21 protein-coding genes are annotated in these 25447 nt (G+C 73.0%); 13 read left to right on the plus strand and 8 right to left on the minus strand.

From position 1 onward, the window contains the following. Positions 1-5: 5 nt before the first annotated feature. A complete protein-coding gene (locus ACTHAM_RS06550; RefSeq protein ID WP_440685571.1) occupies positions 6-1925 on the minus strand; it encodes a DEDD exonuclease domain-containing protein in 1920 nt (639 codons plus the stop codon). A 68-nt stretch (positions 1926-1993) separates the two neighbouring features. Here ACTHAM_RS06550 and ACTHAM_RS06555 point away from each other — a divergent pair, with 68 nt between their 5' ends. Beyond that, on the plus strand, positions 1994-3379 hold the full coding sequence (locus ACTHAM_RS06555; RefSeq protein ID WP_440685573.1) for an NYN domain-containing protein: 1386 nt from the start codon (positions 1994-1996) through the stop codon (positions 3377-3379). A 19-nt stretch (positions 3380-3398) separates the two neighbouring features. On the opposite strand, the gene ACTHAM_RS06560 is transcribed toward ACTHAM_RS06555, so the two are convergent. Next, a complete protein-coding gene (locus ACTHAM_RS06560) occupies positions 3399-5207 on the minus strand; it encodes an AMP-dependent synthetase/ligase (protein WP_440685575.1) in 1809 nt (602 codons plus the stop codon). Positions 5208-5365: 158 nt separating this feature from the next. On the opposite strand from ACTHAM_RS06560, the gene ACTHAM_RS06565 reads away from it, so the two are divergent. Continuing rightward, positions 5366-6310, plus strand: coding sequence for an ROK family glucokinase (locus tag ACTHAM_RS06565; protein ID WP_440685577.1), 945 nt, complete (start codon positions 5366-5368; stop codon positions 6308-6310). 55 nt (positions 6311-6365) lie between these two features. On the opposite strand, the gene ACTHAM_RS06570 is transcribed toward ACTHAM_RS06565, so the two are convergent. After that, positions 6366-6911, minus strand: a complete 546-nt coding sequence (locus ACTHAM_RS06570) for a hypothetical protein (RefSeq protein WP_440685579.1) — start codon at positions 6909-6911, stop codon at positions 6366-6368. A gap of 67 nt (positions 6912-6978) precedes the next feature. On the opposite strand from ACTHAM_RS06570, the gene ACTHAM_RS06575 reads away from it, so the two are divergent. The 3 genes from ACTHAM_RS06575 to ACTHAM_RS06585 all read left to right on the plus strand — a co-directional run bounded on the left by ACTHAM_RS06575 (position 6979) and on the right by ACTHAM_RS06585 (position 10481). Then, positions 6979-7752, plus strand: coding sequence for a lysophospholipid acyltransferase family protein (locus ACTHAM_RS06575; protein WP_440685656.1), 774 nt, complete (start codon positions 6979-6981; stop codon positions 7750-7752). Positions 7753-7911: 159 nt separating this feature from the next. Next, positions 7912-9132, plus strand: a complete 1221-nt coding sequence (locus ACTHAM_RS06580; RefSeq protein WP_440685581.1) for a pyrophosphate--fructose-6-phosphate 1-phosphotransferase — start codon at positions 7912-7914, stop codon at positions 9130-9132. Next, a complete protein-coding gene (locus ACTHAM_RS06585) occupies positions 9129-10481 on the plus strand; it encodes a class II 3-deoxy-7-phosphoheptulonate synthase (protein WP_440685583.1) in 1353 nt (450 codons plus the stop codon). The genes ACTHAM_RS06580 and ACTHAM_RS06585 overlap by 4 nt, the downstream gene beginning before the upstream one ends. 120 nt (positions 10482-10601) lie before the next feature. Here ACTHAM_RS06585 and pknB read toward each other — a convergent pair whose 3' ends face one another. Together pknB and ACTHAM_RS06595 are read right to left on the minus strand one after the other, a co-directional pair. After that, the gene (gene pknB / locus ACTHAM_RS06590) at positions 10602-12641 is read right to left on the minus strand and encodes a Stk1 family PASTA domain-containing Ser/Thr kinase (protein WP_440685585.1); all 2040 of its coding nucleotides are present in this window, start codon (positions 12639-12641) and stop codon (positions 10602-10604) included. A gap of 47 nt (positions 12642-12688) precedes the next feature. Continuing rightward, positions 12689-13897 (minus strand): LysM peptidoglycan-binding domain-containing protein, encoded by a 1209-nt coding sequence (locus tag ACTHAM_RS06595; RefSeq protein ID WP_440685587.1) that lies wholly within the window; start codon positions 13895-13897, stop codon positions 12689-12691. A 143-nt stretch (positions 13898-14040) separates the two neighbouring features. On the opposite strand from ACTHAM_RS06595, the gene ACTHAM_RS06600 reads away from it, so the two are divergent. Next, positions 14041-14454, plus strand: coding sequence for an Rv2175c family DNA-binding protein (locus ACTHAM_RS06600; RefSeq protein ID WP_440685589.1), 414 nt, complete (start codon positions 14041-14043; stop codon positions 14452-14454). 9 nt (positions 14455-14463) lie between these two features. On the opposite strand, the gene ACTHAM_RS06605 is transcribed toward ACTHAM_RS06600, so the two are convergent. Both ACTHAM_RS06605 and ACTHAM_RS06610 read right to left on the minus strand, forming a co-directional pair. Next, positions 14464-15597 (minus strand): polyprenyl synthetase family protein, encoded by a 1134-nt coding sequence (locus ACTHAM_RS06605; RefSeq protein ID WP_440685591.1) that lies wholly within the window; start codon positions 15595-15597, stop codon positions 14464-14466. A gap of 25 nt (positions 15598-15622) precedes the next feature. Continuing rightward, a complete protein-coding gene (locus ACTHAM_RS06610; RefSeq protein WP_440685593.1) occupies positions 15623-16192 on the minus strand; it encodes a hypothetical protein in 570 nt (189 codons plus the stop codon). Positions 16193-16324: 132 nt separating this feature from the next. On the opposite strand from ACTHAM_RS06610, the gene ACTHAM_RS06615 reads away from it, so the two are divergent. The 6 genes from ACTHAM_RS06615 to ACTHAM_RS06640 all read left to right on the plus strand — a co-directional run bounded on the left by ACTHAM_RS06615 (position 16325) and on the right by ACTHAM_RS06640 (position 22838). Further along, positions 16325-17464 (plus strand): DUF4192 domain-containing protein, encoded by a 1140-nt coding sequence (locus ACTHAM_RS06615; protein ID WP_440685595.1) that lies wholly within the window; start codon positions 16325-16327, stop codon positions 17462-17464. Positions 17465-17554: 90 nt separating this feature from the next. After that, entirely contained in the window at positions 17555-17950 is a 396-nt protein-coding gene (locus ACTHAM_RS06620; RefSeq protein ID WP_440685597.1) for a universal stress protein, read from the plus strand. A 193-nt stretch (positions 17951-18143) separates the two neighbouring features. Further along, positions 18144-19685: an RNA polymerase sigma factor gene (locus ACTHAM_RS06625; protein WP_440685598.1), complete on the plus strand. Its 1542-nt coding sequence runs from the start codon at positions 18144-18146 to the stop codon at positions 19683-19685. A 194-nt stretch (positions 19686-19879) separates the two neighbouring features. Continuing rightward, positions 19880-20542: an ArsR/SmtB family transcription factor gene (locus tag ACTHAM_RS06630; protein WP_440685600.1), complete on the plus strand. Its 663-nt coding sequence runs from the start codon at positions 19880-19882 to the stop codon at positions 20540-20542. Continuing rightward, positions 20539-21921, plus strand: a complete 1383-nt coding sequence (locus ACTHAM_RS06635) for an MFS transporter (protein WP_440685602.1) — start codon at positions 20539-20541, stop codon at positions 21919-21921. Before ACTHAM_RS06630 ends, ACTHAM_RS06635 begins: the two co-directional genes overlap by 4 nt. Positions 21922-21962: 41 nt before the next feature. Beyond that, positions 21963-22838 carry a CAP domain-containing protein gene (locus ACTHAM_RS06640; RefSeq protein WP_440685604.1) on the plus strand — a complete coding sequence of 292 codons (876 nt, stop codon included), beginning with the start codon at positions 21963-21965 and terminating at the stop codon, positions 22836-22838. A 40-nt stretch (positions 22839-22878) separates the two neighbouring features. Here ACTHAM_RS06640 and ACTHAM_RS06645 read toward each other — a convergent pair whose 3' ends face one another. Then, positions 22879-23133: a DUF7455 domain-containing protein gene (locus ACTHAM_RS06645; RefSeq protein WP_440685606.1), complete on the minus strand. Its 255-nt coding sequence runs from the start codon at positions 23131-23133 to the stop codon at positions 22879-22881. A gap of 132 nt (positions 23134-23265) precedes the next feature. On the opposite strand from ACTHAM_RS06645, the gene ACTHAM_RS06650 reads away from it, so the two are divergent. After that, positions 23266-25392, plus strand: coding sequence for a DNA gyrase/topoisomerase IV subunit B (locus ACTHAM_RS06650; protein WP_440685608.1), 2127 nt, complete (start codon positions 23266-23268; stop codon positions 25390-25392). The last annotated feature ends 55 nt before the right edge of the window (positions 25393-25447 follow it).

A 25447-nucleotide genomic window follows, 5' to 3' on the forward strand; every position in this document is an offset into this window, starting at 1 on the left:
GGCCATCATGCCGTGCGTGGTGCCGGGGTGACGACCGACGCCGGGCCGGGCCGGGTGTCGGGACCGGGCCGCATGCCCCCCGGTCCCCGGACCCACGCGAGGTCCAGGTCGTCGGCGCCAGGCTGTTCGGACACCGCCCTGACCGCCCCGACGGCCGAGGCGGCATCGCCCAGACCCTGCGCGCCGCGCACCGGGCAGGTCCACGCCGCAGACACGGCGACCAGCCGCACACCCGGCTGGTCGAGCCAGGCCAGTACCAGGTCCGTCTCCTCGGGGTGCGCGGCCGGCGCAGGTGCGACCGGCGTGGGCACGTGCTCGCCGGTGATACGCAGCGTCTCGATGGTCGGCATCGGGTCGGTGCGGCGATCCACGCGGGCCGTCCCGGCGAGCCGGCCGTGGCGGACGAGAACCAGCTCCCACCCGCCGTCCTCGTCACGCCGCGCCGCCACCAGCTCGGCAGCCCTGGACACCGGGTCGAACCGCTGTGCGCGGCTGGCTCCCCGCAGGTACGCCGCGAGGCGCTCGCGCACGGTCACGGCCTCCTCGAACCGCTCCTGCACGACCAGGTCGGCGATGCGGTGCGCGTGCGCACGGGCCACCGGCGTCGCGTCGGCGAGCATGCCGTCACGCACCGCATCGACCACCTCGGCGTACGCGTCCACGTCCTGCCCGCCTGTGCACGGCGCACCGCAGCGACCCATGTCGGCGAGCACGCACGCCGTGGCCCCGATCGCCGGCTCGGCCGGGAGCCGCCGGGTGCACTGACGCACGGGGTACGACTCGTGCAACGCCTCGACCGCCAGGCGCGCCGCGGCGGTCGAGGCGAACGGACCCAGGTACGTCGCGCCCGGCTCGTCGCGCACATCACGCACGACCGACAGCCGCGGGTAGGGCTCGCTGGTCAGCCGCACCCAGGGCATGCGCTCGGGATGCCGCGAACGCCGGTTGTACCGCGGCGCGTGCTCGGCGATGAGGCGCAGCTCGCGCACCCGGGCCTCCAGCGGGGTCGCGCACGCCACCGCGTCGACCCGTGTGGCGACCCGGACCATCTCGGTCATCCGCCGGCGCTTCTCCGCGGCGGTGAAGTACGTGCGCACCCTGGACCGCACCGACGTGGTCGACGTGCCCACGTACAGCACCTCGTCACGGGGACCCCGGAACAGGTACACACCCGGGGTGTCGGGCAGGCCGTCGGCCAGGCCGCGCTTGCGACGCACGTCCGAGGGCACCGGGTCGCTGGCGGTCGCCAGGTCCTCCAGGTGGGTCACGCCCAGGGGTGCCAGGCGTGCCAGCAGGGCGTGCAGCACGTCGACGGTGGCGCGCGCGTCCGAGAGCGCGCGGTGGTCGGGCGTCACCGTGGCGTGGAACAGCGCAGCCAGCGTCGAGAGCTTGTGGTTGGGCACCTCGTCGCGCAGCACGGCGCGGCGGGCGAGCGGCACCGTGTCGACCACACGGTTGCCGGGCCACGGGTGCCCGGTGCGTGCGGCTGCCACCTTGAGGAACCCGATGTCGAAGCGGGCGTTGTGCGCCACGAGCACCGCGTCGCCGGCGAACTCCAGGAAGCTGGGCAGAACCTCCGCCAGACGTGGTGCGCCCACGAGCATCGAGGTCGTGATGCCCGTGAGCACCTGGATGTACGGCGGGACGGGACCGCCGATGTCGATGAGCGTCTGGAACTCGCCGAGCACCTGCCCACCGCGGACCTTGACCGCCCCGATCTCGGTGATCTCGCAGTCCGCAGGGGTGCCGCCGGTCGTCTCGAGGTCCACCACGACGAACGTGACCTCGTGCAGGGGCGTCCCGACCTCGTCCAGGGTGGGCTGCACCGCCCGGTGGTCGGGCTGGACCTGCGCCCCGGAACCGGCCCGCGCGGCGGACGCCTGCTCCTCGACCCAGACCGGTCGCAGTCGGCGTTCCCTCGGCATGGCAGGGAGGTTAGCCGCGGCCACCCACAGGCCGACCGGGACCCGGCCCCGCCCGTAGGGTTGGGCCCATGAGCCTCCCGCCGACCACCGAACCCGGGGGGTCGCCCGAGGTCGAGGTGCCCGCACCGCTGCGGGCAGCGATCGTGCAGGTCGCGGGAGACGTGCTCGGCACGCTCGAACCCGTCGAGGTGCCCGCCACGCTGCGCCAGGTGCGGCAGTTCGCGCCCCGACGTCGTGCGCTCGCCGGCGCCGGACCGCTCTGGGCGGCGCTGCACGACCCGGCGTTCCGGGCCCGGGTCGTCAGGGTGTGGGCGCAGGGCCACCGCGAGCTGGCCGCCGTGCTGCGGCCCCCGGAGCAGGGGGAGCCCGACCCGGATCGCCCCGCAGAGGCTGCCCCGGTGACCGCACCTGCGGACGGACCGGTGGAGGGCCTCGCCGCGGCCGTGGCCGAGCACGGAGCCCTCACCGTCGCGGTCGGCTCCTGGCTGCTCGACACCCCGCACTGGCCCGGGCTCGTCGAGGGGCCGGCCGCGCCCGCGCCCGCCGACGCCGCGCGGGCCGCCGCCGAGCGCCTGGCGCGGTCCGAGGCGGAGCAGGCCCGGCTGCGCGTCGAGCTGGGTGCGGCCCGCGACGCCGCACACGCGGCGCAGGAGGAGCTGGCCGCCCTGCACCGTGAGCTGCGCAGGCTGCGCTCGGACGCCGACCGTGCGCGCTCGCAGGCGCGCGCCGCCACGCAGCGGGCCGACGAGCTGGCGACCGCCGCGCAGGAGGACCTGCAGGCCGCCCGTGAGGAGCGGGCCGCCGCCGAGGCCGAGCATCGGGCCGCCCGGGCCGCGCAGGCACTGGCCCGCACGCAGGCCCGCACCGCCCGGGACCTGGCCGACGTGCGGGTGCGTCTGCTGCTGGACACGATCGTGGACGCCGCCGACGGCCTGCGCACCGAGCTGGCGCTCCCGCCCGTCGACCGGCTGCCCGCCGACCTGGTCGCACCCGACACCACCGCGATCTCGCCCGCCTGGACCGGTTCTCGCGGCCGCACCGCGCAGGACCCCGGGCTGGTCGACGAGCTGCTGGCCCGGCCACGCGCGCACCTGGTCGTCGACGGCTACAACGTGTCCAAGACGTGGCTGCCCGTGCTGACCCTGGCCGAGCAGCGACGCGGGCTCGTGGACGCCCTGGGGCGGCTCGCCGCCCGCACCGGCGCCGAGGTCACCTGCTGCTTCGACGGGCAGGAGGGGCATCGCTCGCCGCCGACGGCCGGCCGGGCGGTCCGCGTGCTGTTCTCCGTGGGTGAGATCGCCGACGACCTCATCCGCCGTCTGGTGCACGCCGAACCGCCCGGGCGGCCCCTGCTCGTGGTGACCAGCGATCAGCAGGTCACGCGCGACGTGGAGGCCACCGGGGCGTGGGTGGTGCCCTCGGCGACCTTCGTCGAACGGCTGCGCAGGCTCTGAGGCCCGCGCAGGTGCGTCGTCAGTCCTTGCCCCCGTCGTAGATCGCGTCGACGTCGGCCGCGAACGCCTTGAGCACCTCGGCCCGGCGCACGCTGAGCTTGGGCGTGAGGAACCCGTTGGCGATCGTCAGGTCGGACTCGAGGATCCGGTACTTGCGGATCGACTCGGCACGCGAGACCGCCTTGTTCGTCCGTTCCACGGCGCGGTCGAGCGAGGCCAGCACGTCGGGGTCCTTCGCGGCCTGCTCCAGGCTCATCTCGGGCTTGCCGTGGGCCGAGAGCCAGCCGGGGACACCCTCAGGATCCAACGTGATCAGCGCGCCGATGAACGGGCGCTGGTCGCCGACCACGACGACCTGGCTGACCAGCGGGTGGCCGCGCAGTCGGTCCTCGAGCACGGCCGGGGCGACGTTCTTGCCGCCGGCGGTCACGATGATCTCCTTCTTGCGGCCGGTGATCCGCAGGAACCCGTCGGCGTCCAGCGAGCCGAGGTCGCCCGTGCGGAACCAGCCGTCGTCCATCGCCTCGGCCGTCGCGTCGGCGTTGGCGTGGTACCCACGGAAGACCTGGATGCCCTTGATCTCCACCTCGCCGTCGGCGGCGATGCGCAGCGCGGTGCCCGGCAGGGCGGGGCCCACCGTGCCGATCTTGGTGCGGCTGGGCAGGTTCACGGTGGCCGGTGCGGTGGTCTCGGTCAGGCCGTAGCCCTCCAGCACCACCAGGCCCACCCCGCGGTAGAAGTGGCCCAGGCGTTCGCCGAGCGGTGCCCCGCCGGAGATCGCCCACTTGGCCTGACCGCCGAGCACCGCCCGCAGCTTGGACAGCACGAGGACGTCGGCGACCTTGTGCTGCAGCCGCAGCCACAGGCTCGGGCCGGAGGGGTCGTCGAGCGCGCGCGAGTAGACGATCGCGGTCTTGGCCGCCCGCTGGAAGATGGCGCCCTTGCCACCCGCGGCGGCCTTCTGCTCGGCCGAGTTGTAGACCTTCTCGAACACGCGCGGCACCGACAGGATGAACGTCGGGCGGAACGACTGCAGGTCCGGCACCAGGTCGCGGGTGTCGGGCGTGTGGCCCATCGTGGCTCCGGCCACGACGCACAGCACCTCGATGAACCGCGCGAACACGTGCGCCAGCGGCATGAACAGCAGCGTGCGGGCACCGGGCTCGTCGAGGATCTCGTGCAGCTTCGCGGCGGCGTTGGTGGTCAGCAGCGCGAAGTTGCCGTGCGTCAGCTCCACGCCCTTGGGGCGCCCGGTGGTGCCCGAGGTGTAGATGATGGTGGCGACGTCCTCGAGCCCGGCCAGCGTGCGGCGGCGGGCGATCTCCTCGTCGGTGACGTCCGCGCCGGCGGCCACGAGCGTGGCGATCGCGCCGTCCTCGATCTGCAGCACCTCGCGCAGCGTGGGGGCCTGGGAGCGGACCTCGTCGACGACGGCGGCGTGCGCGGCCTGCTCCACGACGAGCAGGGACACCTCGGCGTCGGTGAGGATCCACAGCACCTGCTCGGCCGAGGAGGTCTCGTACAGCGGCACCGGGATCGCACCGGCGGCCCACACGGCCCAGTCCAGCAGCGTCCACTCGTAGCGGGTGCGCGACATGATGCCGACGCGGTCGCCCGGCTGCACCCCGCGGGCGACAAGACCCTTGGCCACGGCGACGACCTCGGCGTCGAACTGGCGCACGGTCAGCGGTTCCCAGGTGCCGTCGGTGGCGTTCTTGCGCTCGACGAGGACCCGGTCGGGGGAGCCCGTGGCACGGTCGGCGAGCAGGTGGTTGAGGTTGCGCTCGGGATCGATCTCCACGAGCAGTGGCGTACTGAACTCGTCCATGCTGACTCCATTGGCAGAAGGGGCGATGGTTGCAGCGAGGATACGGGACGTTCTGCCTCGTGCGTCGGGCGGCCGTCCAGGTAGCCTCGTCCGGGTTCGCGCGCGTCCTCGTCGGTTGCCGCGACCACTCGGACCAGCGCGGAGGAGCACAGACGCACATGCACGCCATCGGGGTCGACATCGGCGGGACGAAGATCGCTGCGGGTGTGGTCGACGAGGAGGGCACGATCCTGGCCAAGACGCGCCGGGACACGCAGCCCGACGACGCCGGGAGCATCGACCGCGCCATCGCCGAGGTCTACGCCGAGCTCAGCGCCGGCTACGACATCGGTGCGATCGGCGTGGCGGCGGCCGGGTTCGTCGCTGCCGACCGCTCCGGGGTCCTCTTCGCGCCGAACATCGCCTGGCGCGACTACCCGCTGCGCGACAACGTGCGCGCCCTGATCGGCACCGACGTGCCCGTGGTCATCGAGAACGACGCGAACGCGGCCGGCTGGGCCGAGTTCCGCTACGGCGCCGCCAAGGACGTCGAGGACATGCTCCTGCTGACCGTGGGAACGGGCCTGGGCGGGGCGATCGTCGTCAACAACAGGCTCGTGCGCGGCGCCTGGGGAGTGGCGGCCGAGGTCGGCCACATGCGTGTGGTGCCCGGCGGGCACTACTGCGGTTGCGGGCACGAGGGCTGCTGGGAGCAGTACTCCTCGGGCAGCGCCCTGGTGCGTGACGCGCAGGCGGCGGTCGTGGCGCAGCCCGACCGCGCGGCGCGGCTGCTGGAGCTGGCCGGCGGGGACGCCTCGCGGCTGACCGGTCCGGACGTGACGAAGGCCGCCCAGGAGGGCGACGGGCTCGCGATCGACCTGCTGGCCGAGCTGGGCCGCTGGATCGGTGAGGGCTCGGCCTCCGTGGCAGCGCTCCTGGACCCGGCGCTCATCGTCATCGGTGGCGGCGTCGGTGCAGCGGGCGACCTGCTGCTGGCGCCGGCCCGCAAGGCGTTCGCCGAGCAGCTCTCGGCGCGGGGTCACCGCCCGGAGGCGGCGATCGTGCTGGCTGCCATGGGCAACGACGCGGGGATCGTCGGCGCGGCCGACCTCGCCCGGGCCTGACCTCTCTGGGCCTTTCCCGGCTCGGACAGAGCCGGTCCACGACACCGGCGCCGGTCTAGACGACGGCGCCGGTGTCGTCGTCCGACGGGTCACGGCGGTGCGGCATGCGCCAGACCAGCACGCCGACACCGAGCACGAACACGATCCCGGCGGCCTGCAGCACGGCCGCAGGGGCCGACCGCCACGCGATGGCCACCACGAGGAGCAGCAGGGCCGGGACAGCCACCGCGAGCCAGGCCATGGTCAGCAGCGGGTCTCCGCCGAGCACGGGCCCGGGGTCCGGCGGCACGAAGTGCTCGGCCTCGTCGACGGCCGCTTCGGCGTCGTCGATCTGCCCGGTGCCGTCCCAGTCCCGGCCGGTCGGTTCACCCGCCTGCCGAGCGGGCCGCACGACCCGGGGGTCGGAGACCCACGGGGCGACGGGGTAGGTTACGTGCGGTCCGTCCGTGGACCTCGCGTCCGTGGACGTGCTGGTCGCGGCGGAGTCCTCGTCCTGCGGGTCGAGGTCGCCGAGCCGGGCGACGAGCGAGGCCCATGCCTCGTCGTCGCTCCCCGGGTCGTCCGGGGGCACTGCGTCGGGCTCGTCCGGGCGTGCGGGCATGAGAGCACTCTAGAGTCGTACGGAACGGTCCGGGCGGGCGAGAGGTGAGCCGTTGTTCTACTGGTTGATGAAGCGGGTCATTGCGGGCCCGCTCCTGCACCTCATCTGGCGCCCGTGGATCCGCGGGGCCCAGAACGTGCCGTCCGAGGGCGGTGCGATCCTGGCGAGCAACCACCAGGCGGTCTTCGACTCGGTGTTCCTGCCGATCATGATCGATCGCGAGATCGTGTTCATCGGCAAGCAGGAGTACTTCACCGGCAGCGGCCTCAAGGGGCGCCTGACGGCCGGGTTCATGCGCGGCGTGGGGACCATCCCGGTCGACCGTGGTGGCGGCAAGGCGAGCGAGGCGGCCCTGCGCACCGGTCTGCGGCGTCTGCAGGACGGCGGCCTGTTCGGCATCTACCCCGAGGGCACGCGCAGCCCCGACGGCCGGCTGTACCGCGGCAAGACCGGGATCGCGCGGCTCGCGCTGGAGTCCGGCGCCCCGGTGATCCCCGTCGCCATGGTCGGCACGGGGGAGGCCCAGCCCATCGGTCGCCGCATCCCCAAGGTGATGCGCGTGGGCGTCGTCATCGGTGAGCCGCTGGACTTCAGCCGGTACGCAGGCATGGAGAACGACCGCTTCATCCTGCGGTCGGTGACCGACGAGATCATGTACGCGATCATGAGCCTGTCGGGCCAGGAGTACGTCGACGTCTACGCCGCGACGCAGAAGGCCCGCATCGCCACGGGCCACCCGGCGGCCGAGGTGGAGACCTCCGCACCGGCCGCTCCCGGTGGTCGTCCGGTGCCGGCCGTCCAGGTTCCGGTCCCTCCGGAGGACGAGCCCTCGGCTCAGTAGGATGAGCCGGGTCGGCCCCGTGCCGACCGCGCACCCCCACGTGAGACCCGCACCGACGGCCCGGACCTAGGGCCCGCACCGTCGTTGTCCGGGCACAGCACCCTGGGGGCGCTAGTGCAGGTCGACCAGAGCTGTGCAGTTCAACGAGAGGTGTGTCTCATGTCGGTTCGTCGCGTCGCCCTCCTGACCGCGGGTGGCTTCGCTCCGTGCCTGTCCTCCGCCGTCGGTGGCCTGATCGAGCGTTACACCGAGATTGCGCCGGACGTCGAGATCATCGCGTACGAGCACGGGTACTACGGCCTGCTGCGCGGCGACAAGATCGTCATCGACGCCGAGACCCGCAAGAAGGCCGGCATCCTGCACCGCTTCGGCGGTTCGCCGATCGGCAACTCGCGGGTGAAGCTCACCAACGCCAAGGACTGCGTCAAGCGCGGCCTGGTCAAGGAGGGCCAGGACCCGCTGCAGGTCGCGGCCGAGCAGCTCAAGGCCGACGGCGTCGACGTGCTGCACACCATCGGTGGCGACGACACGAACACGACCGCGGCCGACCTGGCTGCCTACCTCGCGCAGAACGACTACGGCCTGACGGTCGTCGGTCTGCCCAAGACGATCGACAACGACGTCGTGCCGATCCGCCAGTCGCTGGGTGCGTGGACCGCCGCCGAGGAGGCCGCGGGCTTCGCCGCGAACATCATCGGCGAGCACCGCTCCGGGCCGCGCATGCTGATCGTGCACGAGGTCATGGGACGGCACTGCGGGTGGCTGACCGCTGCTGCGGCCGCCGAGTACCGCAAGTGGCTCGACCAGCAGGAGTGGGTCCCGAGCATCGGCCTGTCGCGTGAGCGCTGGGACATCCACGCCGTCTTCCTGCCTGAGCTCGCGCTCGACATCGACGGCGAGGCCGCGCGGCTGAAGAAGATCATGGACGAGCAGGGCAACGTCAACATCTTCCTGTCGGAGGGTGCGGGCATGCACGAGATCGTCGAGCAGCTCGAGGCCGCCGGCACGCCCGTGGAGCGTGACCCGTTCGGTCACGTCAAGCTCGACACGGTCAACCCGGGCCAGTGGTTCGCCAAGCAGTTCGCCGAGAAGCTCGGCGCCGAGAAGACCATGGTGCAGAAGTCGGGCTACTACTCGCGCGCCGCGGCCGCGAACGCCGAGGACCTGCGCCTCATCAAGTCGATGACCGACCTGGCGGTGGAGTGCGCCCTGCGCGGCGAGTCCGGCGTCATCGGCCACGACGAGGAGAACGGTGACCGTCTGACCGCGATCGCGTTCCCGCGTATCGCCGGCGGCAAGGCGTTCGACGTGTCCCAGCCGTGGTTCGGCGCCCTGCTGCAGGACATCGGCCAGCCGCTGGTCCCGGCGAGCCACGCATGAGCGTCGAGGCGGACCCGCAGGTCGTCGCCGGTCTCGACGCGTGGCGCACGCTGCCCGCCGGGCAGCAGCCGCAGTGGCCGGACGCCGACGAGCTCGCCCGGGTGACCGGGCGGCTCGCGTCCCTTCCCCCGCTGGTGTTCGCGGGCGAGGCCGACGACCTGCGGGCCCGCCTCGCAGCCGCTGGTCGCGGCGAGGCGTTCCTGCTGCAGGGCGGTGACTGCGCCGAGACCTTCGCGGAGGCCACGGCCGACAACATCCGCAACAAGATCAAGACGATCCTGCAGATGGCGGTCGTGCTCACGTACGGCGCGAGCCTGCCGGTCATCAAGATGGGCCGCATGGCCGGGCAGTACGCCAAGCCGCGCAGCTCGGACTCCGAGACGCGCGACGGCGTGACGCTGCCGGCGTTCCGCGGCGACATCATCAACGGGTTCGACTTCACGCCCGAGGCCCGCACGCCCGACCCGCAGCGGCTGCTCGAGGCGTACCACACGTCGGCGTCGACGTTGAACCTGATCCGTGCCTTCACCACGGGTGGGTTCGCCTCGCTGCTGCGCGTGCACGAGTGGAACCGGGGCTTCACCACCAACCCGGCGTACTCGCGCTACGAGGAGATCGCCGCCGAGATCGACCGGGCCATCCGGTTCATGGCGGCGTGCGGTGCGGACTTCGACGCGTTGCGGGCCGTGGACTTCTTCTCCAGCCACGAGGGTCTGCTGCTCGACTACGAGCGGCCGCTGACGCGCATCGACTCGCGGACGGGTCTGCCGTACGACTGCTCGGCGCACTTCCTGTGGATCGGGGAGCGCACACGTGAGCTGGGTGGGGCGCACATCGACTACTTCTCGCGCGTGCAGAACCCGCTGGGCATCAAGCTCGGTCCGACCTCGACCGGCGACGACGCGCTGGCGCTGATCGACAAGCTGAACCCGAGCGGTGAGGCCGGGCGTATCACGTTCATCACCCGCATGGGTGCCGGCCTGATCCGCGACCGCCTGCCTCAGCTGGTCGAGAAGGTCACCGCCGACGGTCGTCCCGTCACCTGGGTGTGCGACCCGATGCACGGCAACGGCATCACGTCGGCCACCGGGTACAAGACGCGCCGGTTCTCCGACGTCATGGACGAGGTCGCCGGATTCTTCGAGGTGCACCGCGCGCTGGGCACCGTCCCCGGCGGTCTGCACATCGAACTCACGGGTGACGACGTCACCGAGGTGCTCGGCGGCTCGGAGGAGATCGACGACGAGGGCCTCGCGCTGCGGTACGAGACGCTGGTCGACCCGCGGCTGAACCACCAGCAGTCGCTGGAGATGGCCTTCCAGGTCGTGGAGCTGCTGCGCCGCGCCTGACCCTGCTGCTCGTCACGGGCGCCCCGGCGGACACCGCCGTCGGGGCGCCCGTGCTGCGTGCCGAGCTGCCGGCGAGCGGCACCGCTCTACCGCATCTGTACGAAGGCTGCTGACTATGACTCAGACGACGGTCAGCGTGACGGTCGTGCCCTTGGTGACCATGTCGCCGGAGTCCACCGACTGTGCTCGCACCGTGCCGAAGATTCCGCCGAGGACGTTCTCACGTGCGGCGACCAGCCCGAGGTCTTCGAGTGCCTTCGCCGCCTTGTCGTACTGAACCCCGGTGAGGTCTGGCATCTCGACCGTCTCCGGCCCCTTGGAGACCACGACGTTGATCGTGTCGCCCCGGTGCGCCGTGGCACCGGCCTCGGGCTCCTGCGAGATGACGACGCCGGCGGCGACCGTGTCGGAGAACGCCTCGGTGGCGGCCACGGTGAGCGCGTCGTCGGCGAGCTCGGCGGTGGCGTTGTCCAGGGTGGCGCCCACGACGGAGGTCACGGTCACCGGTGCGGGGCCGTTGGAGAGCACCAAGGTGATGGTGGTTCCGCGGGTGACCTGGGCGTTGGCCTCGGCGGGGGAGCCGTCCGGGAGGGAGGCCGTCAGGACGCTGCCCTTGGCGGCGGTGTCGTGGTACTGCGGGTCGCCGTAGTCGACCGCCAGGCCCGCGTCGGTCAGCGCCGTGGCGGCGTCGGCCTGCAGCACGCCGAGGATCCCGTCGGGGATGGTCACCAGGTCGGGTCCCAACGACACGACGAACGCGACGGTGCCGTCCTTGCGGACGTCCTCGCCGACACCCGGGTCGGCGGACACGACCAGACCCTTGGCGACCTCGTCGTCGAACGCGGCGGTCGGGTCGGCGTCGAGCCCGGCCTGGGTGAGCAGGTCGGTGGCTGTGGCCTCGTCCTGGCCGACGATGGCAGGCACCGTGATGTACGCGCCGGGGCCGAACGAGACGTACCACCACACGCCGAGGCCTGCGAGGGCGCCGACGAGCAGTGTGAGCAGCACGGCGCGCAACCGGTGGCGGCGTCGCGCGGGCGTGGCGGCAGGCGGGGTGGGCCGTAGACCGGTACCGATGGGCAGCGCGACGGTGGCGCCCGCGGGCGGTGTGCGCTCGCCGTCCCGTGGATCGACCAGCAGACGTGTGGTGGCCTCGCCGTCGGCGGTGGCGCTGTGCGCGGAGTCCGCACCGGTGGGCGGCAGGGAGTCGGCGAACGGCAGATCGTCCTCGCCGCCGTCCGGGTCGGTCGCGGAGGGCAGCAGCACGGTGGGTGCCACGTCGGCGCGGCGTGCCAGTGTCGCCTCGTCGAGCGCGGCACGGGCACGCCGCACCAGGGCGAGTGCGGCGCCGGCGTCCACGGGTCGGTCGGCCGGTTCGCGGGCAGCCAGGGCCTGCACGAGCTCGTCGACCTCGGCGGGCAGCCACGGCACCACGTCGGACGGCGCGGGCACATCGGAGTTGACGTGCTGGAACGCGACCTGGATCGGCGTCTCGCCCGTGAACGGCTGGGCGCCGGTGAGCATCTCGTACAGCAGGATGCCGCACGCGTAGACGTCGGTGCGGGCGTCGCTGGTGCCGCGGGTCACCAGCTCGGGGGCCAGGTAGGCCACGGTGCCCATGACCGTGCCGGTGGTGGTCGCGGTCACCTCGGTGACGGCGCGCGCGAGCCCGAAGTCGGCGAGCTTGATGCGCCCGTCGTCGGCGAGCAGCACGTTCTCGGGCTTGATGTCGCGGTGCACCAGACCGTTGCGGTGCGCGGCCCCGAGGGCGTCGAGCACGTGCTCGGCGGTGCTCAGGGCGTCACCGACGGTCAGCGAGCCCCGCTCGCCGATCCGGCGCCGCAGGTTCGTGCCGTCGATGTACTCCATGGTCAGGTACGACGTCTCGCCGTCGACACCCTGGTCGAACACCCCGACGAGCCCCGGGTGCGTCAACCGCGCCGCGGTGCGCGCCTCGCGGCGGAACCGGGCCACGAAGTCCAGGCCCGAGGCGCCCTCGGCCAGGTGCGGGTGCATGACCTTGAGCGCGACCTCACGGTCGAGGCGCCGGTCCACCGCGAGGTAGACGGTGGCCATGCCGCCGCGGGCGATGCGGGAGACAACCTCGTACCGCCCGTCGACCAGGCGGCCGACGAGCGGATCGGTGACGGTGGTTCCCACGGGCAGATCCTACGGTGGCCACTGGTCCGTTCGTGGTAACCGCGCGGTCAGGCGAAGCGCGTCATGTGCGTCTGCACGTTGGCCACGTAGCGGCGCGTGTCGGCGAACATGCCGTGGCGTCGCACCGACGAGGCGCCCTGGTAGTAGCCGGCGATCGCGGTGGGCAGGTCGGGGGAGGTCTTGATCAGCGAGCGCAGGATCGCCACACCGGCCACGACGTTGTCGGTGGGGTCCAGCAGGTTCAGCTGCCGGCCCACCAGCTGGGAGGCCCATTCGCCCGAGGACGGGATGACCTGCATGGTGCCGATGGCGTTGGCGGGCGAGACCGAGGCGTGGTTGAAGCCGGACTCCTGGAATGCCACCGCCAGGGCGAGCGCCGGGTCGACGCCCATGGTCCGGGCGGTGTCGGCGACCAACGTGCGCATCTCGGCCTTGGTGGGCACGCCGACGGTCAGCAGCGTGGCCTTGTTGGCGTTGGCCGAGGCGACCACGGTAGCCGGGTAGGTGCGGCCCTCGAAGGTGTTGCCGACCAGCTGGGTCGTGGGCGCCGTGGTGGTGGGCGTGGTGCCTGCGGTGGCGCCGGGGATCGACAGGGTCTGCCCGATCCGGATCAGGGCGCGCGAGTTGAGACCGTTGGCCGTGATGATCGCCTGCACGCTCGTGCCGTAGCGCTTGGCGATCGCGCCGGCGGTGTCGCCCGCGACGACCGTGTGCGTGGCGGAGGTCGTCGCTGCGGAGGGCGCCGCGGCGGTGGTGACGGACGCGGTGCCCGTGCTCGTCGCGGTGCCGGGGATCGTCAGCACCTGCCCGGCGCGGATGAAGGCGCGCGCGTCGAGCCCGTTGGCGGCGACGACGGCCTGGACGCTCGTGCCGTAGCGCTTGGCGATCGCGGAGACCGTCTCACCGGAGCGGACCGCGTGCGTGCCGGCTGCGGGCGCCGCGGCGGTGCTCGCAGCGGCGGGGGCAGCAGCGGTCGTTGCTGTGGTGGTCGTCGCAGACGGGATGGTGAGCACCTGCCCGATGCGGATGCGTGAGGCGTCGGCCAGGTTGTTCGCCCGGGAGATCGCGGTGACCGTCGAGCCGGTCCGCGTCGCGATGTGGCTGACGGTGTCGCCGGAGCGCACCGTGTACCGCTCGTCGGCGTGCGCGGCGCCGCCGGTGGCGGTCACGGCGACGGCGGCGAGGGCGAGCGTGGCGCCCGTTCCGGTGCCGGCACGGCGCAGTCGGGCGGAGCGGGCGGTGGCGGGCTGCGTCATGGCTGAACCTCTGGTGCTGGTGTACACGGAAGTGACGGATGTTGTTCAAGTGACAAAACGTGACGGTAGTCGACATGCGCTGACCGGGAAAGCCACGCGGGGCAATTGCGCCGATGTCATTTGTTGTTGCGTAGGCTGGTCGGGTGAATCCCTCTGCTCCCGGCCTCGATCTGCTCGTCGACGAGTGGCTGACCATCCCCGACGTCGCCGAACGGCTCGACCTCGACATCACCAAGGTGCACCGCCAGCTGCAGGAGAGGCGGTTCGTCGCCGTGCGCCGCGGAGAGCGCCCCGTGCTGTCCGTGCCCGCGGCGTTCCTGGTCGCCGGTCACCTGGCCAACCCGGCCGCGCCGTCCAAGGCCGAGGACTCCCCGGAGTGGACCGTGCTGGCCGCGCTGCAGGGCACGTTGTCGGTGCTCACCGACGTGGGTTTCTCGGACGAGGGCGCGATCGAGTGGCTCTTCACGCCGAGCGAGTCGCTGGGCACCTCGCCGATCGAGGCGCTGCGCGCCGGTCGCAAGACCGAGGTCCGTCGTCTGGCCCAGGCCGAGCTGTAGCCCGGCCGGTCAGGCCCTGCGGTCGACGGCCGCGTGCGCGAGCGCGGCCAGCTGTCCTCGCGCCGGTTCGGCCCACGGACGCTGCTCCATCCGGTCGAAGGCCTCGGCGGACAGCACCGAGATGAGTTCCTCCACGTCGTCCGGTGCTCCGGTGGCGGCGATCGCGTGCGCCAGGGCCGTCACCTCGCCCTCGCTCATCGACCGATCGCCGAGCCGGCCGCGCAGCAGGTCGACCGTGTCGAGGTCGCCGGCTGCCCGCGCGCGTGCGACCGCGCGGGCGGCGAGCACGGTCCGCTTGCCCTCACGAAGGTCGTCCCCGGCGGGCTTGCCGGTCGCCCGGGGGTCGCCGAACACGCCGAGCAGGTCGTCGCGCAGCTGGAAGGCCTCGCCGAGGGGCAGACCGATCCGCCGGCAGGCCTCCAGCTGGCCCTCGTCGGCGTCCGCGAGAGCGGCACCCAGCACGATCGGGTGCTCGACGCTGTACCGGGCGGACTTCGCGCGGATGACCGTGCGCGCCCGCCGCTCGTCGGCCTCGGGGTCATGGCCCCACGGCGTCTCCTGCGCGAGCACGTCGAGGTACTGCCCGACGGTGACCTCGGTGCGCATGAGGTCGAACACCGCGCGGGCCTGCGTGGCGCGGGGCAGGGGCTCGAGCGAGAGCGCGCCGGCGAACTCCTGCTCGCTGGCCACCAGTGCGAGGTCGCCGAGCAGGATCGCCGCGGACGTGCCGAACTGCTCGGCGTCGCCGACCAGGCCCCACGTCTGGTGCAGCGAGGCGAACGCACGGTGAGCCGCGGGCTGCCCGCGGCGGGTGTCGGAGGCGTCCATGACGTCGTCGTGGAACAGTGCGGCCGCCTGGAAGAGCTCGAGGGCCGCGCCGATGCGGATCGCCGTGTGCGCCTGGGGCGAGCCGGGTCGGCCGCCGTGCGCGCGCCACGACCAGTAGCAGAAGGCGGCACGCAGGCGCTTGCCGCCCGAGAGCATCCGGGCCACGGCGTCGGCCAGCACCTCGGCGTCGGGACCGGCCGCTCGCAGCACGGAGCGCAGCTCGCCCACGTGCCCGGCGAGGACGGCGTCGACCTGGGTGCGCACCTGCTCGACGTCGACCAGGCTCGGGACGTCCGGGGTCGCGGAGGAGTTCACGCCACGAGCCTAGGCGACCGGCAGGTCAGGAGCCTGCCCGCACCTGGCCGCCGAGGGTCAGGGTGCGTTCCCCGTCGCGGTCGAGGACCCCGGCGACGAGCAGCTCGGCCCCGTCGGAACGACTGAAGGTCGTCTGGGCCGCCAGGCCTGCGTCGGGGGTGGCCGCGGCGGTCTCGGCGAATCCTGCAGCGATCAGCGGGCCGCGGATCGCGTCCAGCAGTCCGGCGGCGTCCTGCGCGGAGCGGATGTTGAGGGAGATCTCCACCAGGTCGGTCCCCTCGACGGGCGCGGCCGCGGAGACGAGCACCTCGGCGCCCTCGGGCACCGGGACCAGCGTGCTGGGGAACCCTTCGACGAGTGCGCCCACGGCCGAGTGCGTGTCCGTGCCGTCCGCCAGGAGCGTCTCGGTCGGCGAGGCCGAGGGCTGGACGACGACCGCCGTCGGTTCGAGGCTCGCCGGTGTGCTGGACGTGCACGCCGAGAGCGGGACCAGCACGGCGGCGGTGAGAACGGCGCGCAGCACGGCGCGGCCGGTGCGGGAGGCGGGCCTCGCGCTCCGACGGTCGTGGTCCTCGTGGACGGCCCGGTGCAGCACGGGCACACAGTAGTCGCGACCCATGGACCGGGAGCAGCCGCGATCCGCCCACAGGCGCGCGATCGGCCTGCGCTGTGCACAGCCGGAGGGCCGGCAGCCCGGCGCCTGGCGCCGCGCCGGTTGTGTACCCCCATGGACACCACACTCCGGCTCAGCGAACCCCGTGAGCTGCTCGCGCTGATCCCGCACCAGCTCGGCTTCCGACCCGCGCAGTCCGCCGTGGGTGTCAGCCTTCGGCCTCCCTCCGGCGAGGTCGGCCTGGTGGTCCGTGTCGACCTGGACGCCCTCGCCGACCCCGTGGACGGCCCCCGCCTGGCCCGGGGGCTGGTCACGCACCTGGATCGTGACGGGGCGCGGCGCTCGGTCCTTGTCGTCTACACCGACCGTGACCCGCGCACTGAGCCGGACCACGCCGCGCACGCGGCGGCAGCCGCGCTGCGTGAGGCTGCGCACAGTGCGCTGGGGGACGTCCCCGTCTGGGTCGTGACGCCGCACGGCTACCTGGCGCTGGACTGCCGTGATGCGTGCTGCCCGCCGGGTGGTAGGCCGCTGGCGGACCTGGAGGGGACCCAGGTCGGCGCCCGGATGGTGCTCGCCGGGTCGGTGGTGGCCGCCTCGCGCGACGACGTCGGCAGGATCCGTCGCGCACCGGCGGAGCCCCGCCGCGCGGTGGCGCGCGTGCGCCGACGGTGGGAGGCCCGGGGTGCCCAGGCCGTGGCCGCCGGTCCCCGGGCCGTCGCCGACTGGCGTGCCGACTCCCTGGCGGCCTGGCGGCGATCCCTCGCGCAGGGCGCGGACGGTCCGGCCCCGGCGACCGGCTCGCCGCTGGGGCGGGTCGAGGCCGGGCTCGCCGACCGCCGGGTGCGTGACGCGATCCTCGTCTCGTGCGTCCCCGGGACCGCCGACCTGCCCGAGCGTGCCGTGCGGGGCGAGCGTCCTGACGCGGCCTCCGATGCCGCGGTGGGCGCCGCCGTCGCCGCGATCGTCGACCCGCAGGTCGCAGTGCCGCCACCGCCCGACGTGCGCAGGTACGAGCACGTCCTCGAGCAGGTGGTCGCCCACGGGCGCGCCGGAGGTCAGGCACCCGCGCTGACGCTGCTGGCGCTCGTGTCGTGGTGGCGAGGGGACGGTGCGCGGGCGCAGGTGCTGCTCGAGCGGGCGCTGGCGGACGACCCGGCGCACCGGCTCGCGCTGCTGCTGGCTGACGCCCTGGCGGCCGCGATCCCCCCGGGGTGGGTGCGTGCGGGTGGCGCCGGGGTCGCCCCGGGCTGAGCGGCCCACGGGCGGACGGTCAGCGGGCAGCCCTGCGCTCCGGTAGCGTCGTGTGCACGGCGAGGACGCCGTCGAGCGAGGGGAGGACCGATGGTCATCGTGGTCGGCTATCTGGCTACGCCGGAGGGGCGGGCAGCCCTCGAGGCGGCGATCGAGGAGGGCCGGCGCCGGGAGCTGCGGGTCGTGGTGGTCGTGAGCATGCGTGCCGACGCCACCGACGTGGAGCAGATGCAGGTCGAGACCGAGCTGGACGCGGTGCGTGCCGAGCTCATCTCCCGCAACGTGGCCTACGACGTGCTCGTGCTCGACGGCGGTGACGTCGCCGACGACCTCATCGGGACGGCGGAGGAGCTCGAGGCCGAGCTCATCGTGATCGGTCTGCGCCGTCGCAGCCCCGTCGGCAAGCTGATCCTGGGTGCGAACGCCCAGCGTGTGCTCTTCGACGCACCCTGCCCGGTGCTGACGGTCAAGCCTCCGCAGGCCTGATCGGTCCCACGCACGGCCCGACCGGCGTGGGAATCATCGTCGCCGCCCGCTCGTTGGAGGAGGGTCGCGCGGCGCCACTGCGTCGCCGGCACGGTTCCGTCCGTCGTGGGGCCGGGACGAGGTGCGGGTCGGTACAATATCGGTGTACCTCTCCGGCCTCAGATCCGGTTCTCACGCTGCCGAAAGGTCGTTCGTGTCGTCCCAGACCCCGCATCCCGCGCTTCCGCGTGAGTTCGAGCACCCCGCACTGCAGGAGCTGGTCCTGCGTGGCCGCACGCACGGCAGCGTCGGTGCCGAGGAGCTGCGCCAGGCGTGCGAGCAGGCGGACGTGCAGGACGCCAAGCGCCTGCGCGCCGTGATCCGTGGCCTGGCCACGGCAGGCATCGGCGTGCAGGAGCCCGCCGCCCCGGCGCGCGCCGTCGCCGCCACCAGCGCCAAGGCCAGGCCCTCCGCGAAGGCCGTGGTGTCGAGCGACGAGTCCGGCGCTGCGGCCAAGCCCGTGCGCAAGGCTGCCGCCAAGCCGGCCGCGACCAAGCCCGCGACGAAGTCCGCCGCGAAGTCCAGCACCAAGACGGCGGCGAAGGTCGGCGCCGAGGTGGTCGGCGATGACGAGGTCGAGGTCGAGGGTGAGCTCGAGGAGGTCGTCATCGACGAGGTCGATGTGGTCGTCGTCGACGAGGTCGTCGAGGAGGTGGACGCCGAGGAGTCGGAGGAGGGCGCGAAGAAGCCCGCTGCCGCAGCCGAGGAGGAGTCCGAGGACAAGGGCTTCGTCTACTCCGACGCCGACGACGACGACGCCCCGGCGCAGCAGGTCGTCACCGCGGGTGCCACCGCCGACCCCGTCAAGGACTACCTCAAGCAGATCGGCAAGGTGGCCCTCCTCAACGCCGAGCAGGAGGTCGAGCTCGCCAAGCGCATCGAGGCCGGCCTGTTCGCCGAGGAGCGGCTGAACTCCGGTGCACCGATGGAGCCCAAGAGCCGCCGCGAGCTGGAGTGGATCGCGGGCGACGGTCGGCGCGCCAAGAACCACCTGCTCGAGGCGAACCTGCGTCTGGTGGTGTCGCTGGCCAAGCGGTACACGGGCCGCGGCATGCTGTTCCTGGACCTGATCCAGGAGGGCAACCTCGGTCTGATCCGTGCGGTCGAGAAGTTCGACTACACCAAGGGCTACAAGTTCTCGACCTACGCCACGTGGTGGATCCGTCAGGCCATCACGCGCGCCATGGCGGACCAGGCCCGGACCATCCGCATCCCGGTGCACATGGTCGAGGTCATCAACAAGCTCGCTCGGGTCCAGCGGCAGATGCTGCAGGACCTGGGCCGTGAGCCCACGCCGGAGGAGCTCGCCAAGGAGCTCGACATGACGCCTGAGAAGGTCGTCGAGGTCCAGAAGTACGGTCGCGAGCCGATCTCCCTGCACACGCCGCTCGGGGAGGACGGTGACAGCGAGTTCGGTGACCTCATCGAGGACTCCGAGGCTGTGGTCCCGGCCGACGCGGTCAGCTTCACGCTTCTGCAGGAGCAGCTGCACCAGGTGCTGGACACCTTGTCCGAGCGTGAGGCGGGCGTGGTGTCCATGCGGTTCGGTCTCACCGACGGTCAGCCCAAGACCCTGGACGAGATCGGCAAGGTCTACGGCGTGACGCGCGAGCGGATCCGCCAGATCGAGTCCAAGACGATGTCGAAGCTGCGCCACCCGTCGCGGTCGCAGGTGCTGCGCGACTACCTGGACTGAGTTCCCGCTCGCCCGCGAGCGTCCAGCAAGGCCCGGACCGTCTCGGTCCGGGCCTTGCTGCGTCCGGCGGGCCGGAGAGCCGGCAAGTGGGGCCCTGGGCAGCTGCGGTCCGAAGGGCGTGGCCGCGAGGCGCCGCACGCGGCGGATGCAAAGAATTCCTTGCAAAGAAGCCTTTGCATCGCTAGCGTGCTGCCATGACCACCGACTCGCACGACGGTTCCGCCCGTGAGGGTGCATCCGAGGACCGACCGGTCGACGTCCGTCGGCTGCGCGCCCTGGCTCACCCGCTGCGCACACAGCTCTACGACGCCCTGACCACGGGGCCTGCCACGGCCAGCGGTCTGGCCGAGCGGCTGGGGGAGTCCTCCGGCTCGACCAGCTACCACCTGCGCCAGCTCGCCGAGCACGGGTTCGTCGAGGAGGTGCCGGGCCGGGGTCGCGGCCGCGAGCGTTGGTGGCAGATCGCCTCCGGGCGCCAGGCGTTCAGCTCCCAGGCTGCCGACACGCCCGCGGGGCGCCAGGCCCTGGGCACGTTCGCCTCGGAGTGGCTGCGGCTGCGCTACCGCGCGGCCGCCGACTTCCGGGCACGGGCGCTGGCGGGGTTGGAGCCGGAGTGGCGTGGCAAGGCCAGCGACACCACCGTGCTGTTCGTCATGACACCCGACGAGCTGGCGGAGATGACCGCCGAGCTCACGCAGGTGCTCGACCGGTGGGACGAGCGGTGCGGTCGTGACCGAACCGACATGCCGACCGGAGCGCGCGTCGTCGAGGCGCAGCTGCGGGCCTTTCCCCGCGTGGGGTCGCCCGAGGACGTGCACGAGGCCGCCCAAGCCGTGCAGGAGAGGGGTCAGGGATGAGCACCACCGTGCTCCCGGCGGGCTGGCTACCGGGATCGTTCCACCGCCTGTGGTCGGCGGGGCTGCTGGGCAACCTCGCCGACGGGGTCGGCATGGTCGCCGTCCCGCTGCTGGCGATGCGCCTCAGCGACGACCCGCTGGTCGTCTCGACCATCAGTGCCCTCGGGTTGCTGCCGTGGCTGCTGCTCGGCGCGTTCTCGGGCGCCGTGGTCGACCGCACCGACCGGCGGCGGGCGATGGGCGGTGGCGCACTGGTCCGCGGTCTCCTGCTCGCGACTCTCGCCCTGGCTGGCGCGGTGGCCCACGTGCCGCTGTGGGTGCTGTTCGTGACGGTGTTCGCGGTGGCGTGCGTCGAGACCGTCGCCGACGGGGCCGCGCAGGCGATGGTGCCGTCGTTGGTGCCGGTGGACCGGCTCGACACCGCCAACTCCCGCTACCAGGCCGGTGAGCTCGTCACGCAGGGGCTCGTGGCGCTGCCGTTGGGCACCGCACTGTTCGCCTGGTCCACCTCGGCGCCGTTCGTGGTGGGCGCCTGCGCCTACGCGGCGGCTGCGGTGCTGGCCTTCACGCTGCCGCGCAGGGCCGCGCGGGCCGCGGTCCCGGTGCAGCCCGCGGCGCCGGAGAGCGTCTGGCGGTCGACTGCCCAGGGGTTGCGCTACACGTTCGCCGCCGGTCCGTTGCGTCGGCTCGTGCTCGTGAGCACGGCGCTGGCCGCCACGCTGCAGTTCGCGCAGGGTTCGCTCGTGTTCTACCTGGTGCGCGGGGTCGGACTGCCGGAGGCTGCGTTGGGGCTGGTCACGGCCGGCATGGCGATCGGCGGCGTCCTGGGTGCGACGGTCTCGCCGCGGATGGTCGCGCGGGTGGGGCGGCGCGGCGCGATGCTGTCGGCCGCCGTGCTCGCCGGGATCTCGTTCGCGCTGCTCGGCGCCGTGCCCGGGGTGCTGGGCGGGGTGGTCGGCATGGTCGCGGCGGCGGTGCTCGTGGCTGCCGCAGCCGGCAGTGCCGCGGCGTGGAACGTGCAGTCGGCCACCGTGCGGCAGCGGATCGTCCCGGGGCACCTGCTGGGTCGGGTCCAGGGTGCCGGGCGGACGCTCGTGGTGGGTCTGACCTCGATGGCCATGCTGGCCGGTGGAGCCGTCTCCCGCTGGGACCTGCGTGCCCCGCTGATCATCGGCGGGCTGCTCAGCGTGGTCGTGGCGCTCGCCGCGTTCCGTGCGCTGGCGTTCGTCGATGCGATCCCGAGCTCGGGTGGTCCGACGCCGCTGTCCCCGGTCGAGCCTGCCGAGTCTTCCGGGCCGCCCGCGGCAGGTGCGGGGGGCGACGCGCTCGCAGGCGCGAGAGTGCACGGCGGCGAGATGTCGGACATGTCCGATCAGTGATCCGCTGCCGTCGTGAGGTCACGATCAGGTAACGTCCAGGCATGCCTTCTCCGACGCCTGCCCCGCACCGCCGTGACCTGCGACGGTGGCAGGTCCGGCGCCGCCGCCACCGCACCGCCGTGCGTCGCCGGGTCGGTGTGCTGGCCGCGGCGCTGACGTTGGTGGTCGCGGGCGCCGGTGCCCAGGCGTTGGCCCCCGACCGGGTCGCCAAGGGTTACGCGCAGGTCTCCGCCTGGGTCCCCGGTGACAGTGAGGGGCGCGACGCGGCCACGTCGAGCCGATCCTCCGACCGGACGCCCGCACCCGCGAGCACCGGCGAGCCGACGGCCACGAGTTCCGCCCCGGCGGAGTCGGCGGCGGGCGCGGGTGTCCCGGCGGTGTCCGCGGCCCCCGATGCCACCGCCACGCCCTCGGGCACGAGCTCACCGCAGGCCACACAGCCCGCTGCGGGCCCTGCCGACGCGGCGCCGCCGACATCGCCGGACGGTGGCGGCTCGCCCGCCGGTGACCCGGCAGCGAGCGCACCCCAGGCCGCAGCTGCGCCGGCCCCCGCGGTCGAGGCGTCCCTCACGCAGCAGATCGTCGACCTGACCAACGTCGAACGGGCCGCGGCCGGCCTGCCCGCGCTCGCCGTGTCGGCGTGCGGTGCCGCACAAGCGCAGGCGCGCACGGACCTGCTGGTCGCGGAGGACAGGTTCGAGCACGACCCCCTGGGTCCGATCATGCGGGCGTGCGCCGCCTCGACGGTCGGGGAGAACCTCGCCATGGGGTACCGCGACGCGAGCTCGACGGTCGCCGGGTGGATGGCCTCGCAGGGGCACCGCGAGAACATCCTGCGCCGGGGGTACACCTCGATCGGTGTCGCGTGCACGGCCGGGCCGAACGGTCAGCTGTGCGCGCAGGTGTTCCTGGGCTGAGAGATCACCCGCGGTCGCCCGGCGGTTCCCTCAGCGCGGTTCAGCTGACGGCGCCGGCACCTGCGCCGTGCTCGGCGTGCAGACGCGCCGTCTCGTCCTGCACGTGGGTTGCGACAGCCTCGAACTTGTGGGCGTGCTCGCGGGCGTGGTGCGCGCAGAACAGCAGCTCGCCGACGGGCAGGACGACGCGGACGTACGCCTGGGCGCCGCAACGGTCGCAGCGGTCAGCCACGGTCAGGGGGGCCAGGGTGTCGGTCGTCGCTCCAGTCACGCGTCCATAGAACCATCCCGACATGCCATCGAGGTCACCGGTGGGCCACGGTTCGCTACGCGCATAAGTCCTCCCGGGCCCTCGGACCGCGCCCACGACCGTCGCTGCGGCACGGCGAGCCGGTCGCGTGGGTCCCGGCGACTACCATCGGGCCTCGTGACGACGACCTCGCCGCAGACCGGCTACACGGCCCGCCACCTCTCGGTCCTGGAGGGGTTGGAGGCCGTCCGCAAGCGCCCCGGCATGTACATCGGCACCACGGACAGCCGTGGTCTCATGCACTGCCTGTGGGAGATCATCGACAACTCCGTCGACGAGGCCCTCGGCGGTTTCGGTGACCGCATCGAGGTGATCCTGCACGCCGACACCTCGGTCGAGGTGCGCGACAACGGTCGAGGGGTGCCGGTCGACATCGAGCCGAAGACCGGCCTGACCGGCGTCGAGGTCGTGTTCACCAAGCTGCACGCCGGCGGCAAGTTCGGTGGCGGGTCCTACGCGGCCTCCGGCGGGCTGCACGGTGTGGGTGCCTCGGTGGTCAACGCGCTGTCCTCGCGGCTGGACGTCGAGGTCGACCGTGGCGGCCGGACGCACCGCATGACGTTCCACCGGGGCGAGCCGGGGACGTTCGACGACTCCGCGGGCATCGGGCCGGAGTCGCCGTTCGAGCCGTTCGTCCAGGGTTCCGAGCTGGCGGTGGTGGGCAAGGTCGCCAAGGCGCGCACCGGCACGCGGGTGCGGTACTGGGCCGACCGGCAGATCTTCCCCAAGACCGCGGTCTTCTCGTACGACGAGCTGGTCACCCGGGCCCGGCAGACCGGCTTCCTGGTGCCCGGCCTGACGATCATGCTGCGCGACGAGCGAGGACTGCCCGGCACGCCGGGTGCGGACGGCCCACACGAGGAGACGTTCCTGCACACCGGCGGTGTGCTCGACTTCGTCGACCACCTCGCGCCGGACCCCGCGGTCACCGACACCTGGCACCTGACGGGCACGGGCACGTTCACCGAGACCGTCCCCGTGCTGGACGAGCGCGGCCACATGACCCCGCAGGAGGTCGGCCGCACGTGCGAGGTCGACATCGCGGTGCGGTGGGGGACCGGCTACGACACCGAGGTGCGCAGCTTCGTCAACATCATCTCCACGCCCAAGGGCGGCACCCACCTGGCCGGCTTCGAGGCGGGCCTGCTGCGCACGCTCCGCAAGGCCGTCGACGCCAACGCCCGTCGGTTGAAGATCTCCGCCAGGGACACCTCCGAGCGCATCGAGAAGGAGGACGTGCTCGCCGGCCTCACCGCCGTCGTCACCGTGCGCCTGGCCGAGCCGCAGTTCGAGGGGCAGACGAAGGAGGTCCTGGGCACCGCGCCCGTGCGGGCCATCGTCGCCAAGGTGCTCGACACCGAGCTCGCGGCGATCTTCGCCTCGCCCAAGCGCGACCACAAGGCGCAGTCCTCCCTGCTCCTCGACAAGGTCGTCGGCGAGATGCGGGCCCGGCTGTCCGCGCGCAAGCAGAAGGAGATCTCGCGGCGCAAGAACGCCCTGGAGACGTCCTCGCTGCCGGCCAAGCTGGCCGACTGCCGCATCGACGACGTGGCACGCAGCGAGCTGTTCATCGTCGAGGGCGACAGCGCACTGGGCACCGCCAAGCTGGCGCGCAGCTCGGACTTCCAGGCGTTGCTGCCCATCCGCGGCAAGATCCTCAACGTCCAGAAGGCGTCCGTCACGGACATGCTGAAGAACGCCGAGTGCGCCTCGATCATCCAGGTCGTCGGCGCCGGTTCGGGCCGGACGTTCGACCTCGAGTCGGCCCGTTACGGCAAGATCGTGCTGATGACCGACGCCGACGTCGACGGTGCGCACATCCGCACGCTGCTGCTCACGCTGTTCTTCCGGTACATGCGCCCGCTCGTCGAGGCCGGACGCGTGTACGCCGCGGTGCCCCCGCTGCACCGCATCGAGGTGATCGGGGCCGGCAGCCGCAAGAACGAGTACATCTACACGTACTCCGAGGCCGAGCTGGCTGCGACGCTGAAGAAGCTCGACCGGGCCGGGAAGCGCTACAAGGACGACATCCAGCGGTACAAGGGTCTGGGCGAGATGGACGCCGACCAGCTGGCCGAGACGACCATGGACCCCCGGCACCGCACGCTGCGGCGGGTGACCGTCGAGACGGCGGCCCGCTCGGAGGAGGTCTTCGAGCTGCTCATGGGTTCCGACGTGGCGCCGCGCAAGGACTTCATCGTCGCCGGCGCGGACGCGCTCGACCGTAGCCGCATCGACGCCTGAGCGGGCGGGCGCCGGTGCGGCCGGCGTCCACCCCGGGGTGCCGGGGCGACCTGCG

Origin of the sequence: Cellulomonas soli (genome assembly GCF_052036975.1) — a bacterium.
In the GTDB taxonomy this organism is placed as follows: Bacteria; Actinomycetota; Actinomycetes; order Actinomycetales; family Cellulomonadaceae; genus Cellulomonas; species Cellulomonas soli_A.